Raw genomic sequence first — 14,096 nt, 5'->3', positions numbered from 1 at the left:
GCGAGACTCAGGTGGGCTTGACGCGCTCCGACGGCCGGCGCACCCCGGCCACAATTTTGTCCACCGCCTTGGTCGCCGCCACCATGCCGAAGGTCGCGGTGACCATCATCACCGCGCCAAACCCACCGGCGCAGTCCAGTTTCACCCCATCGCCCACGAAGCTTTTCTGCAAACAGATGCTGCCATCCGGCTTGGGATAGCGCAGTTGTTCGGTGGAAAACACGCACGGCACGCTGTAGTGACGGGTCACGGTGCGGGAGAAACCATAGTCGCGGCGTAACGTGGAGCGCACTTTCGAGGCCAGTGGGTCGTTGAAAGTACGGTTCAGGTCGCAGACCTGAATCAGTGTCGGGTCGATCTGCCCACCCGCGCCGCCGGTGGTGATGATCTGGATCTTGCGGCGCTTGCACCAGGCAATCAGCGCGGCCTTGGCGTTGACGGCGTCGATGCAGTCGATCACGCAATCGATGTTCGGCGTGATGTACTCGGCCATGGTGTCGCGGGTCACGAAATCCGCCACCGCATGCACCGTGCACTCCGGGTTGATGCCGCGCAGGCGTTCGGCCATGACCTCGACCTTGGGCTTGCCCACGGTGCTGTCGAGGGCGTGCAACTGGCGGTTGCTGTTGCTGACGCAGACGTCGTCCAGGTCAAACAGCGAAATCTCGCCGACACCGCAGCGGGCCATGGCCTCAGCCGCCCACGAGCCCACGCCGCCGATGCCGACGATCGCCACATGGGCCGCTTTCAAGCGTTCCAGGCCCTCAATGCCATACAAACGGGCAACGCCTGCAAACCGCGGATCTTCTGTACTCATGACCACCACCTCAAAAACCGGCGCGCATTATAGGGCTACGCAGCGACAAGTTTTAAGCTACAAGCTACAAGTTAAGAACTTAGATGTACTTTCGCTGCCCAATGTCCGGTTTTTCTCGGCTTGCTGTACGGTCAGGGAAAGGCCGGTGTAGGATGCGCGCCGTTCGGCGCAGGCCGGCACCTCATTTCGTTCCACACCCTTTGGAACCCGCATAACCATGGCATCGCGTAAATTTGGACTCAACCTGGTGGTGGTGCTGGCAATTGCCGCGCTGTTCACCGGCTTCTGGGCGCTGATCAACCGCCCGGTCTCCGCACCCAACTGGCCTGAACAAATCTCCGGGTTTTCCTACTCGCCGTTCCAGCAAGGCCAGTACCCGCAAAAAGACCAATACCCCACCGATGAACAGATGCGTCAGGACCTTGCGATCATGAGCAAGCTGACGGACAACATCCGTACTTACTCGGTCGACGGCACCTTGGGGGATATTCCCAAACTGGCCGAAGAGTTCGGCCTGCGAGTAACCCTGGGGATCTGGATCAGCCCGGACCTGGAGCGCAACGAACGCGAAATCCAGCGCGCCATCGAGATCGCCAACAGCTCGCGCAGCGTTGTGCGCGTGGTGGTGGGCAACGAAGCGTTGTTCCGCGAGGAAATCACCCCTGAGGCCCTGATCGTGCTGCTGGACCGCGTGCGCGGTGCCGTCAAAGTTCCGGTGACCACTTCCGAGCAATGGCACATCTGGGAACACAACCCACAACTGGCCAAGCACGTTGACCTGATCGCCGCGCACATCCTGCCGTACTGGGAACATATTCCGGTGGATAAAGCCGGCCAATTCGTACTCGACCGCGCCAGGGACCTGAAGAAAACCTTCCCGAAAAAACCGCTGCTGCTGTCGGAAGTCGGCTGGCCGAGCAACGGCCGCATGCGCGGCGGGGCTGACGCATCGCCCGCTGACCAGGCGATTTACCTGCGTACGCTGGTGAACAAGCTCAATCGCCAGGGCTACAACTACTTTGTGATCGAGGCGTTCGACCAGCCGTGGAAGGCCAGTGATGAAGGCTCGGTCGGCGCTTATTGGGGCGTGTTCAACGCCGCGCGCCAACAGAAATTCAACTTCGAAGGGCCGGTCGTGGCGATTCCGCAATGGCGCGTGCTGGCCATCGGCTCGGTGGTGCTGGCACTGCTGTCCCTGACCCTGCTGATGATCGACGGCTCGGCCTTGCGCCAGCGCGGCCGGACGTTCCTGACCTTTATCGCGTTCCTGTGCGGTTCGGTGCTGGTATGGATCGGCTACGACTACAGCCAGCAATACAGCACCTGGTTCAGCCTGACCGTCGGCTTTTTGCTGGCGCTCGGTGCACTGGGCGTGTTCATCGTGTTGCTGACCGAAGCCCACGAACTGGCCGAAGCGGTGTGGACCCACAAGCGTCGGCGTGAATTCCTGCCGGTGCTCGGCGATTCGGACTACCGCCCGAAAGTATCGATCCACGTGCCGTGCTACAACGAGCCGCCGGAGATGGTCAAACAGACCCTGGACGCCCTGGCCGCCCTCGACTACCCGGACTACGAAGTCCTGATCATCGACAACAACACCAAGGACCCGGCCGTCTGGGAGCCGGTGCGCGATTACTGCGAGACCCTCGGTCCGCGTTTCAAGTTCTTCCACGTCGCGCCACTGGCCGGCTTCAAGGGCGGCGCGCTGAACTACCTGATCCCGCACACCGCCAAGGACGCCGAAGTGATCGCGGTGATCGACTCCGACTACTGCGTATCGCCCAACTGGCTCAAGCACATGGTGCCGCACTTCGCCGACCCGAAAATCGCCGTGGTGCAATCGCCGCAGGATTATCGCGACCAGAACGAGAGCACCTTCAAGAAGCTCTGCTACGCGGAATACAAAGGCTTCTTCCATATCGGCATGGTCACCCGCAACGACCGCGATGCGATCATCCAGCACGGCACCATGACCATGACCCGCCGCTCGGTGCTCGAAGAGCTGGGCTGGGCCGACTGGTGCATCTGTGAAGACGCCGAACTGGGCCTGCGGGTATTCGAGAAAGGTCTGTCGGCGGCGTATTACCACGACAGCTACGGCAAAGGTTTGATGCCCGATACCTTCATCGACTTCAAGAAACAGCGTTTCCGCTGGGCCTACGGTGCGATCCAGATCATCAAGCGCCACACCGCCAGCCTGCTGCGCGGCAAGGACACCGAGCTGACCCGTGGCCAGCGTTACCACTTCCTGGCGGGCTGGCTGCCGTGGGTGGCGGACGGCATGAACATCTTCTTCACCGTCGGCGCGCTGTTGTGGTCGGCGGCGATGATCATCGTACCGACGCGGGTCGACCCGCCATTACTGATTTTCGCGATTCCGCCATTGGCGTTGTTCGTGTTCAAGGTGGGCAAGATCATCTTCCTGTACCGCCGTGCGGTGGGCGTGAACCTCAAGGATGCGTTCTGCGCAGCCCTGGCCGGGTTGGCGTTGTCCCACACCATCGCCAAGGCGGTGCTGTATGGCTTCTTCACCACCAGTATTCCGTTCTTTCGTACACCGAAAAACGCGGATAACCACGGTTTCTGGGTGGCGATTTCCGAAGCCCGCGAAGAAATGTTCATCATGCTGCTGTTGTGGGGCGCGGCGCTGGGGATCTACCTGGTGCAGGGCCTGCCGAGCAATGACATGCGCTTCTGGGTGGTGATGCTGCTGGTGCAGTCGCTGCCGTACGTGGCGGCGCTGATCATGGCGTTCCTGTCGTCGCTGCCCAAACCGGCGCCGGCGGTGGAGCCCGCGCCGGCCGCGTAAAAACTTGCGCAATGCACTAAACGGCGGCCTCTGGCCGCCGTTTTGCTATAAGATAACGGCCGTTTTGTCCGCCCGCCCTGCTCTTCCAAACACGCTTTCCGGAGTTTTCCCCATGACGGCCCATGCCGACCTTTCGCCGACCCTTCAACTTGCCATCGACCTGATCCGTCGTCCCTCGGTCACGCCGATCGACGCCGATTGCCAGAAGCTGATGATGCAGCGCCTGGGCGACGCCGGTTTTGCGCTGGAGCCGATGCGCATCGAGGACGTGGACAACTTCTGGGCCACCCATGGCAAGCACGACGGCCCGGTGTTGTGCTTCGCCGGTCACACCGATGTGGTCCCTACCGGCCCCGTGCAGGCCTGGCAGAACGACCCATTCGACGCCTTGATCGACGAGAACGGCATGCTCTGCGGGCGTGGCGCAGCCGACATGAAAGGCAGCCTGGCGGCCATGCTGGTAGCGTCCGAGCGCTTCGTCGCCGACTACCCGGACCACAAGGGCTCGGTGGCCTTCCTGATCACCAGCGATGAAGAAGGCCCGGCGCACCATGGCACCAAGGCCGTGATCGAGCGCCTGGCCGCGCGCAAGGAGCGCCTGGACTGGTGCATCGTCGGCGAACCGTCGAGCACCACCCTGGTCGGCGATGTGGTCAAGAACGGGCGCCGTGGCTCACTCGGCGCCACGTTGACCGTGCGCGGCGTGCAAGGCCACGTGGCCTACCCGCACCTGGCGAAGAACCCCATCCACCTGGCCGCGCCGGCACTGGCCGAGCTGGCCGCCGAGCATTGGGACGACGGCAACGCGTTCTTCCCGCCTACCAGTTTCCAGATTTCCAACCTCAACTCCGGCACCGGCGCCACCAACGTGATTCCCGGCGAGCTGACGGCAGTGTTCAATTTCCGCTTTTCCACCGAGTCCACCGTGGAAGGTCTGCAGCAACGAGTTGCGCAGATTCTCGACAAGCACGGCCTGGACTGGCACGTGGAATGGGCGCTGTCGGGGCTGCCGTTCCTGACCGAACCGGGAGCGTTGCTGGACGCGGTGTCGGCCAGCATCAAGGCGATCACCGGTCGCGAGACCCAGGCGTCCACCAGTGGCGGCACGTCCGATGGCCGCTTCATTGCGACCCTTGGCACCCAAGTGGTCGAACTGGGGCCGGTCAACGCGACCATCCACCAGGTCAATGAACGCATTCTGGCCAGCGACCTCGATGTACTGACCGAAATCTATTACCAGACCCTGATCAAGTTGCTCGCCTGATGCTCGCCTGCCCCATTTGCAGCGCTCCGCTCAACGCAGTGGACAATGGCGTGGCGTGCCCGGCCGGGCATCGATTCGATCGTGCGCGCCAGGGTTACCTGAACCTGTTGCCGGTGCAGCACAAGAACAGCCGCGACCCCGGCGACAATCTGGCCATGGTCGAGGCCCGTCGCGACTTCCTCAATGCCGGGCACTACGCCCCGGTGGCCAGGCGCCTGGCTGAACTGGCCGCTGAACGTGCACCGCAGCGCTGGGTGGATATCGGCTGTGGCGAGGGCTATTACACTGCGCAGATCGCCGAGGCGCTGCCCCATGCCGACGGCTACGCGCTGGATATTTCCAAGGAAGCGGTCAAACGCGCGTGCAGGCGCAACCCGGCGCTGACCTGGTTGATCGCCAGCATGGCTCGCGTGCCGTTGGCCGACGCCAGTTGCCAGTTCCTGGCCAGCGTGTTCAGCCCGTTGGACTGGCAGGAAGCCAAGCGCCTGCTCAGCCCCGGCGGCGGCTTGATGAAGGTCGGCCCTACCCGCGGCCACCTGATGGAGCTGCGCGAACGTCTGTATGACGAAGTGCGCGAATACACCGACGACAAGCACCTGGCCCTGGTGCCATCGGGCATGAGCCTGGCACACAGTGAAATCCTCGAATTCACACTGAGCCTGGCCGATCCCCGGGACCGCGCCAACCTGCTGGCCATGACGCCCCACGGCTGGCGGGCCAGCGCCGAACGCCGCGCCGAAGTGATCGAAGCGGTTGAGCCGCTTAAGGTCACGGTGTCGATGCGCTACGATTATTTCGTGCTTCAATAACCGACTTTATTTTCGCGAATGGATTTTCGAATCCCGCAACGAGGAACATCCATGCGCCAACCCGATATCGAGATTTACCTCAAGGACGCCGACGTCGACCACAAGGCCATTGCTGCCTGGCTCGGCACCGCCCTGGGGACGTGCAGCGACTGGGTCCAGAAAGGCCAGACCTACAAGTGCACGGCCGGCAACGTGCCTGTCACCTGGCTGCCAAAGGCCGTCGGCAAATGGAACAGCCTGTACCTGGAAAGCGACCAGACCCCATGGGACGACGACATCGCCTGCGCCCGCGCCGCGTTTGCCGCGCTGAACGTTGAAGTGCGCTGCGCGCCGGGCTCGTGGGTCGAGGAAGAAGGTGAAGAAAGCGCCGACACCTGGATTCGCATCAGTGCAGACGGTGAAGAGCAGATTACTTGGAGGACGGGTTGAAAAAGCAGCTTCAAGCGGCAAGCTGCAAGCTGTAAGCCAAAGCGCTTGTAGCTTGTAGCTTGTAGCTTGTAGCTTGCAGCTTGCAGCTTGCAGCTTGCAGCTTAAAACCTGCCACTCAGCCTACAGGCCGACCACATCCTCGGCCTGCAAACCCTTCTCGCCGCTCACCACGGCGTATTCCACCTGCTGGCCCTCGGCCAGGGAGCGGTGGCCTTCACCGCGAATGGCGCGGTAGTGCACAAACACATCCTGGCCGTCCTCACGCTGAATGAAGCCATAGCCCTTTGCATCGTTGAACCACTTCACATTGCCGGTTTCACGCGTTGCCATCTGTTTTACTCCCACTTCGGTTTTTATTATTGAGCCGGTTCGCGTTGAACTGCCGAGTATATGGCAGGTTCAAAGCCTTCAACTCAAGTTTACATCGCTGCTTTTTTGCCGATTTTCGGCGAATACGGCACACTACCCGCCCGAGCGCCTGCTCGGTTTTTCTCACTTGAAGCAGCTCGCCTATGACCCGCTCCCCGTTCCGCCGTCTGGTGTTTGGCACCTTGCGCCGACTGTTGTACCTCTGGGTTCGCTCGGAGACGATCAACCAGTCGTCCCTTACCCTTAACCTGGACCGCAGCCGGCCGGTGTTCTACGTCCTGCAATCGCCCTCCCTCACCGAACTGGCCGTGGTCGACGCCGAGTGCACCAAGGCCGGCCTGCCACGCCCGGTGTTGCCGGTGTCGGTAGGCCCGCTGATGGAGCCGGCGGCGTTCTTCTACCTCACGCCGGAACCGGACTGGCTGGGTCGCCAGGACAAGCGCGGCGCGCCACCGACCCTGACCCGCCTGGTCAACACCCTCAGCGACCATGCCGAAGAGAATGCACAAATCATTCCGGTCAGCGTGTTCTGGGGCCAGTCCCCCGAGAGCGAGTCCAGCCCGTGGAAGCTGCTTTTCGCCGACAGTTGGGCGGTCACCGGGCGTCTGCGTCGGCTGTTGAGCATTCTGATTCTGGGACGCAAGACCCGTGTGCAATTCTCCGCGCCTATCAACCTGCGTGAATTGATCGAGCACAATAAAGGTCACGAACGCACCGTGCGCATGGCCCAGCGCATCCTGCGTGTGCACTTTCGTAACCTGAAGACTGCGGTGATCGGCCCCGACCTGTCGCATCGGCGCAATCTGGTGAAGGGTCTGGTCAATATGCCGCTGGTGCGCCAGGCCATCGCCGACGAAGCCGAACGCGAAAAGATCTCGCCGGAAAAAGCCAAAGCCCAGGCCCTGCGGTATGGCAACGAAATCGCTTCGGACTACACCTACACCGCGATCCGCTTTCTGGAAGTGGTGCTGAGCTGGTTCTGGAACAAGATCTACGACGGCATCAAGGTCAATAACATCGAGGGTGTGCAACAGGTCGCCCAGGGCTACGAGGTGATCTACGTCCCGTGCCATCGCAGTCATATCGACTACCTGCTGCTGTCCTACCTGCTGTTCAAGAACGGCCTGACCCCGCCGCACATTGCCGCCGGCATCAACCTCAACATGCCGGTGATCGGCAGCCTGCTGCGCCGTGGCGGTGCGTTTTTCATGCGCCGCACCTTCAAGGGCAATCCGCTCTACACCGCCGTGTTCAACGAATACCTGCATACGCTGTTCACCAAGGGCTTCCCGGTGGAGTACTTCGTCGAAGGCGGACGCTCGCGCACCGGGCGCATGCTGCAGCCGAAGACCGGCATGCTGGCGATCACATTGCGCAGCTTCCTGCGCTCATCGCGCATGCCGATTGTGTTCGTGCCGGTGTACATCGGTTATGAGCGCGTGCTCGAAGGCCGCACTTACCTCGGAGAATTGCGCGGGGCGAGCAAGAAGAAAGAGTCGATCTTCGATATTTTCAAGGTGGTCGGTGCGCTCAAGCAGCGCTTCGGCCAGGTCGCGGTCAACTTCGGCGAGCCGATCAAGCTGGCGGAATTTCTCGACGCCGAGCAACCGGACTGGCGCGCCCAGGATTTGGGGCCGAACTACAAGCCGGCATGGCTCAACGAAACCACCCATCGCCTGGGCGAACAGGTGGCGCGCCACTTGAACGAAGCCGCCGCCGTGAACCCGGTGAACCTGGTGGCCCTGGCGCTGCTGTCCACCACGCGCCTGGCCCTGGATGAACAGGCCATGGCCCGTCAGCTGGATCTGTACTTGACGCTGTTGCGCCGCGTGCCGTACTCGCCCCATACCACCGTGCCGGAAGGCGATGGCATGGCGCTGATCCGGCACGTCAAAGACATGAAGCTGCTGTCGGAACAAAGTGACGCTCTGGGCAAGATTCTGTACCTGGACGAGCAGAACGCGGTCTTGATGACCTACTACCGCAACAACGTGCTGCACATCTTCGCTCTGCCGGCGCTGCTGGCGAGCTTCTTCCAGAGCAGCTCGCGCATGAGCCGCGAACAGATCCTGCGGTACACCCACGCGCTGTACCCGTACCTGCAATCGGAGCTGTTTATCCGCTGGTCCCTGGACGAGCTGGACGCCGTCATCGATCAATGGCTGGAAGCGTTCGTCGAACAAGGCCTGCTGCGTTTCGAAAACGACGTGTACCTGCGCCCGGCCCCGAGTTCGCGACACTTTGTGCTGTTGACGCTGCTGTCCAAAAGCATCGCCCAGACCCTGCAGCGCTTCTACATGGCGATCTCGCTGCTGCTCAACAGCGGCCAGAACAGCATCAGCGCCGAAGAATTGGAAGACCTGTGCACGATCATGGCCCAGCGCCTGTCGATCCTGCATGGTCTCAACGCGCCGGAGTTCTTCGACAAGAGTCTTTTCCGACATTTCATTCAGACGTTGCTGGAGCAAGATGTGCTGCGCCGCGATGACGCCGGCAAGTTGAGCTATCACGACCTGCTCGGCGAGCTGGCCGAAGGCGCGGCCAAACGCGTACTGCCGGCCGAGATTCGCCTGTCGATCCGCCAGGTGGCCTTGCACCGTGTGGACGGTGCCGGGGATGCGCCGGTGCAAGCGCAAGAAAGCCACTAGATTGAATAACGCGCCGGAGAGCCTCCGGCCCCGTTGAAAAGGAGCTGCACCATGAAAAAGATCATTCTTCTGGGCCTCACCGCCCTGCTCGGAGCCTGCCAATCCATGAGTCCCGCGCCCAAGGCCAGCCTCGACGGCGAAGTGTTCTACCTGCAACGTATCGCCCTGCCGCCGACGGCGACCTTGAGCGTGAGCCTGCAGGACGTGTCCCTGGCGGACGCGCCCGCAGCGGTCCTGGCCGAGCAGAAAGGCCCGGTCAAAGGTCAGGTACCGCTGGCATTTCACTTGAGCTACGACCCGGCGCAGGTCAAGCCTGGCCACAGTTATGCGGTGAGTGCTCGCATCGAGCTGGAGGGCAAGCTACTGTTTACCACGACTGAACGCCACACAGTGCGACTCGACGGCCAGGATCCACAGCCGCTGCGCCTGCGCGTCAATGCCGTGGCCCCCTGAAGCAGCCCCCTGAATTCGAACATAAGGAAGCCCTCATGCTCCGCAACTCCCTTCGCCTCACTGCCCTGTGTGCCGGCCTGCTGCTCGGCGCCAACGCCTTGGCCCTGGATCTGGGCAGCCTGTCCCAGAGCGACGCCGCCGGCGGCCTGAAGGATGCCCTGACCCAAGGCGCTCAGGTCGCCGTCAAGCAGCTGGGCGTGCCCGGTGGTTTCAGCAATAACCCCGAAGTGAAGATCGGCCTGCCGGGCAAGTTGGGCAAAGTCGCCGACAAACTGAAAATGTTCGGCATGGGCGACCAGGTCACCCAGCTGGAAACCAGCATGAACAAAGCCGCCGAAACGGCCGTGACCCAGGCCCAGCCGATTCTGGTGAATGCCGTGAAAAACATGAGCGTCACCGACGCCAAAGGCATCCTCAGCGGCGGCCAGGATTCGGCCACCCAATACCTGGATAAAAGCAGCCGCGAACAAATTCGCGCCAAGTTCCTGCCCATCGTCAAGGCCGCGACCGACAAGGTCGGCGTCGCGCAGCAATACAACGCCCTGGCCGGCAAGGCCGCAGCCTTCGGCGCCCTGGACGCCAAGAGCGCCAACGTCGAAAACTACGTGACTGAACAGGCACTGGATGGTTTGTTCAAGATGATCGCGCAGCAGGAAGAGACGATTCGCCAGAACCCTGCGGCGGCTGCCACCAGTTTGGCGAAGAAAGTGTTCGGCACCCTTTAAACGAAGCACAGAACAGTACCGATGAACCACAAAAAAGCCCTGATCTCCTCAGGGCTTTTTTGTTTTTCACCGCGCACAAAGCCAGGCGGGACGATTCGATAATGTGTCAGGTGAGAATCGAGGTCGCCAGGCGGCCAAGCAGCACCGTCGCAAAACAACCAATGGCGAGCGCGGCGGTCCGGTTGATGACACGCGGCGTCAGCCAGTGCCGCCCGCGCCCGACGACGCCGGCGCCGAATACGATCCAGGCCGCCCCGACCGGTATCACGACCAATGCCAGCGTGCCCATGAAGGCGAGGTAACCGGTCCAGTGGATAAACGTATCGGGTGGCGCGATCAACGAGGCGATCAACAGCCCTTTAGGGTTCATCACCGTCATCCAGAAAAAATACCCACCGGTGAAGCGGTCCTGGTTCACGTCTTCCAGAGCTTTTACGCTGCGCCATAAGCGCCAGGACAGCACTAGCAGGTAGGTGCCCGCCGCCAACTGGATCAGCTTGACGGCCCAAGGGGAGTAAGCCGCCAGGTAGAGCAGCGCCACTCCCCACACCGACACTTGCAGCAGGTACGCCAGGCATTCGATAAAGGCCAGCTTCCACGACGCCCGCAGGCCGAACAACACACCGGCGCGGAACAACAGCGTGTTAGTCGGGCCAGGGGCAAGCAACAACAACATCAGGGCTGAAACGGTGGCCAGCATGATTACGCGACGTCCTTCCTCACTCGGAACCACGCAGCATACAGGGCCGGCAGGAACAATAGGGTCAATGCCGTGGCCACGATCAACCCGCCCATGATTGCCACCGCCATCGGCCCGAAAAATACGCTGCGCGACAGCGGGATCATCGCCAGCACCGCCGCGAGTGCCGTCAGCACAATCGGCCGGAAGCGGCGCACGGTGGCCTCGATGATTGCCTGCCAGGGGGCCAGGCCGGCCTTGATGTCCTGCTCGATCTGGTCCACCAGGATCACTGAGTTGCGCATGATCATCCCGGACAGGGCAATGGTGCCGAGCATGGCGACGAAGCCAAAAGGCTGACGGAACGCCAGCAGGAACAAGGTCACGCCGATCAGACCCAACGGCGCCGTCAGAAAAACCATCGCCATGCGTGAGAAACTGCGCAGCTGCAACATCAGCAACGTCAGCACCACCACGATAAACAGCGGTACCCCGGCCTTCACCGAATTCTGGCCGCGCGCGGAATCTTCAACGGTGCCGCCGACTTCCAGCAGGTAACCGTCGGGCAGTTCAGCGCGCACGTCGGCGAGGGTCGGCAGGATCTGCTGCACCAGCGTCGCAGGTTGTTCCTTGCCGTAGATATCCGCGCGGACCGTCACGGTGGGCAAGCGGTTGCGGTGCCAGATCACGCCTTCCTCAAAACCGTATTCGAGGGTGGCGATCTGCGACAGCGCAACGCTTTTGCCATTGTCGGTGGGCACTGCCAGGCTGGGTAACCGCGACAGTTCGGTGCGTTCATGGCGAGTGCCGCGCAGGAGGATTTCGATCAACTCGTTGTCCTCGCGGTACTGGCTGACGCTGGAACCGGTCAACGAGCTCTGCAGGAATTTCGACAGGTTGGCGGTGCTCACGCCCAAGGCCCGAGCGCGGTCCTGGTCGATATTGAGGGAGACGATTTTGCTCGGTTCTTCCCAGTCCAGGTGTACGTTGACCACGTGGGTGTTTTCGCGAACCTTCGCAGCGACCTTGCGTGCCAGGGCGCGGACTTGCTCGATGTGCTCGCCGGTTACGCGAAACTGCACCGGGTAGCCCACGGGAGGACCGTTCTCCAGGCGAGTGACACGCGAGCGCAGGTCGGGAAACTGTTCGTTGAGCGTGCCAATCAGCCAGGTGCGCAGGGTTTCGCGCTCTTCGATGCTGTTAGCCAGTACCACGAACTGGGCGAAACTGGTGGCCGGCAATTGCTGATCCAAGGGCAGGTAAAAGCGCGGCGAACCGGTGCCGATATAGGCCACATAGTTGTCGATACCGGCATGTTCCTTGAGCAGCGTTTCCAGGCGTTTGACCTGGTCGGCGGTGTTGCTCAGGGACGCGCCTTCGGCCAGTTTCAGGTCGACCATCAGCTCCAGGCGACCGGACGCGGGGAAGAACTGCTGCGGCACGAAGCGAAACAACGCCACCGAGCCGACGAATAACATAAGTGTCAGCACGATCACGGTTTTGCGCCGTTTCACACACCACTCCACCACCCGCCTTACACGTTGATAAAACGGCGTACCGTAGGGATCCGGGCCATCGTGACCGTGCTTGGCGGCATGAATTTTCGCCAGGTCCGGCAGGAGTTTTTCCCCCAGGTAGGGCACGAACACCACGGCGGCGACCCAGGAAGCGAGCAACGCAATGGTCACCACCTGAAAGATCGAACGGGTATATTCGCCGGTACTCGACTGCGCGGTTGCAATCGGCAGGAAGCCCGCCGCAGTGATCAGCGTGCCGGTGAGCATCGGGAAGGCGGTACTGGTCCAGGCGAAGCTGGCGGCCTTGAGCCGGTCGTAGCCTTGCTCCATTTTGATTGCCATCATTTCCACGGCAATGATGGCGTCATCGACCAGCAGGCCGAGGGCCAATACCAAAGCGCCGAGAGAGATCTTGTGCAGACCGATGCCGAGGTAATACATGGTGGCAAAGGTCATTGCCAACACCAGCGGGATCGCCAGCGCCACCACCATGCCGGTGCGCAGGCCGAGGGAGAAAAAACTCACCAGCAGCACAATGGCCAATGCCTCGGCCAGCACTTGGACGAATTCGCCGACACCGGTTTTTACTGCGGCGGGCTGGTCCGACACCTTGCGCAGTTGCATGCCCGCCGGAAGGTTCTTTTGCAGGCGTGCGAATTCGCCTTCAAGCGCCTTGCCCAATACCAGAATATCGCCGCCCTCGCGCATCGCCACGGCCAGCCCGATGGCGTCTTCACCCATGTAGCGCATGCGCGGTGCGGGTGGATCGTTGAAACCGCGATGGATATCGGCCACATCGCCGATCCTGAAGGTGCGGTCACCCACGCGAATGGGGAAATTGCGGATCTCCTCGACCGTCTTGAAGTTGCCCGAGACGCGCAACTGCACACGCTCGCTCGGGGTTTCGAAGAAACCGGCGGTGGACACCGCGTTCTGTTCCTGCAAAGCCTGCTGCACGGCGGCCAGCGGCAAGCCGAGGGTGGCGAGCTTGAGGTTGGACAGTTCAATCCAGATTTTTTCGTCCTGCAGCCCGAGCAGGTCGACCTTGCCCACATCGGCCACCCGCTGCAGTTGTATCTGGATGCGGTCGGCGTAGTCCTTGAGCACTGCATAGTCGAAACCGTCGCCGGTCAGGGCGTAGATATTGCCGAAGGTGGTGCCGAATTCGTCGTTGAAAAACGGCCCCTGGATATCCGGCGGCAGCGTCTGGCGGATATCGCTGATTTTCTTGCGCACCTGGTACCACAGTTCGGGAATCTGCGCCGAGTGCATTGCGTCGCGGGCGATGAAGGTCACCTGTGACTCGCCGGGCCGGGAAAACGAGACGATGCGCTCGTAGTCACCGGTCTCCATGAGTTTCTTCTCGATGCGCTCGGTTACCTGCCGCGAGACTTCCTGGGCCGTGGCGCCCGGCCAATTGGTTTTGATCACCATGGCTTTGAAGGTGAAGGGCGGGTCTTCGCTTTGTCCCAGCTTGGTGTAGGACAACGTGCCCACCACGGCCAGCAGGATCATCAGGAACAGCACGATCTGGCGATTACGCAACGCCCATTCGGAAAGATTGAAACCCATCGGGA

11 protein-coding genes are annotated in these 14,096 nt (G+C 61.7%); 7 read left to right on the top strand and 4 right to left on the bottom strand.

Annotation, left to right across the window (positions count from 1 at the left end; all coding sequences use genetic code 11):
• Positions 1–7 precede the first annotated feature (7 nt).
• Entirely contained in the window at positions 8–817 is an 810-nt protein-coding gene (gene tcdA / locus G7025_RS11610) for a tRNA cyclic N6-threonylcarbamoyladenosine(37) synthase TcdA (RefSeq protein WP_219855293.1), read from the bottom strand.
• A gap of 217 nt (positions 818–1,034) precedes the next feature.
• On the opposite strand from tcdA, the gene G7025_RS11605 reads away from it, so the two are divergent.
• The 4 genes from G7025_RS11605 to G7025_RS11590 all read left to right on the top strand — a co-directional run bounded on the left by G7025_RS11605 (position 1,035) and on the right by G7025_RS11590 (position 6,128).
• Entirely contained in the window at positions 1,035–3,626 is a 2,592-nt protein-coding gene (locus G7025_RS11605) for a glycosyltransferase (protein WP_181079231.1), read from the top strand.
• 112 nt (positions 3,627–3,738) lie between these two features.
• On the top strand, positions 3,739–4,890 hold the full coding sequence (dapE, locus tag G7025_RS11600) for a succinyl-diaminopimelate desuccinylase (RefSeq protein ID WP_181079228.1): 1,152 nt from the start codon (positions 3,739–3,741) through the stop codon (positions 4,888–4,890).
• Complete coding sequence (locus G7025_RS11595; protein ID WP_181079225.1) at positions 4,890–5,699, top strand: putative RNA methyltransferase; 810 nt, start codon at positions 4,890–4,892, stop codon at positions 5,697–5,699. Before dapE ends, G7025_RS11595 begins: the two co-directional genes overlap by 1 nt.
• Positions 5,700–5,750: 51 nt before the next feature.
• Positions 5,751–6,128 (top strand): hypothetical protein, encoded by a 378-nt coding sequence (locus G7025_RS11590; protein ID WP_181079223.1) that lies wholly within the window; start codon positions 5,751–5,753, stop codon positions 6,126–6,128.
• A 120-nt stretch (positions 6,129–6,248) separates the two neighbouring features.
• On the opposite strand, the gene G7025_RS11585 is transcribed toward G7025_RS11590, so the two are convergent.
• On the bottom strand, positions 6,249–6,458 hold the full coding sequence (locus tag G7025_RS11585; RefSeq protein WP_034096225.1) for a cold-shock protein: 210 nt from the start codon (positions 6,456–6,458) through the stop codon (positions 6,249–6,251).
• Between the two features lie 182 nt (positions 6,459–6,640).
• Between G7025_RS11585 and plsB the strand changes: the two genes are divergently transcribed.
• The 3 genes from plsB to G7025_RS11570 are packed head-to-tail and all read left to right on the top strand — an operon-like array spanning position 6,641 to position 10,323.
• Positions 6,641–9,145 carry a glycerol-3-phosphate 1-O-acyltransferase PlsB gene (gene plsB / locus G7025_RS11580; protein WP_181079220.1) on the top strand — a complete coding sequence of 835 codons (2,505 nt, stop codon included), beginning with the start codon at positions 6,641–6,643 and terminating at the stop codon, positions 9,143–9,145.
• 51 nt (positions 9,146–9,196) lie between these two features.
• Entirely contained in the window at positions 9,197–9,598 is a 402-nt protein-coding gene (locus G7025_RS11575) for a YbaY family lipoprotein (protein ID WP_181079218.1), read from the top strand.
• A 35-nt stretch (positions 9,599–9,633) separates the two neighbouring features.
• Positions 9,634–10,323, top strand: a complete 690-nt coding sequence (locus G7025_RS11570; RefSeq protein WP_181079215.1) for a DUF4197 domain-containing protein — start codon at positions 9,634–9,636, stop codon at positions 10,321–10,323.
• 106 nt (positions 10,324–10,429) lie between these two features.
• Here G7025_RS11570 and G7025_RS11565 read toward each other — a convergent pair whose 3' ends face one another.
• Both G7025_RS11565 and G7025_RS11560 read right to left on the bottom strand, forming a co-directional pair.
• Positions 10,430–11,023, bottom strand: a complete 594-nt coding sequence (locus G7025_RS11565) for a LysE family translocator (protein ID WP_181079212.1) — start codon at positions 11,021–11,023, stop codon at positions 10,430–10,432.
• Between the two features lie 2 nt (positions 11,024–11,025).
• On the bottom strand, positions 11,026–14,091 hold the full coding sequence (locus G7025_RS11560; RefSeq protein ID WP_181079209.1) for an efflux RND transporter permease subunit: 3,066 nt from the start codon (positions 14,089–14,091) through the stop codon (positions 11,026–11,028).
• Positions 14,092–14,096 lie beyond the last annotated feature (5 nt).

It is taken from the genome of Pseudomonas lurida (genome assembly GCF_013522705.1).
Classification (GTDB): Bacteria; Pseudomonadota; Gammaproteobacteria; order Pseudomonadales; family Pseudomonadaceae; genus Aquipseudomonas; species Aquipseudomonas quebecensis.
Note: the sequence above shows the minus strand (reverse complement) of the source record. Positions and strands in the feature narration are given on the sequence as shown.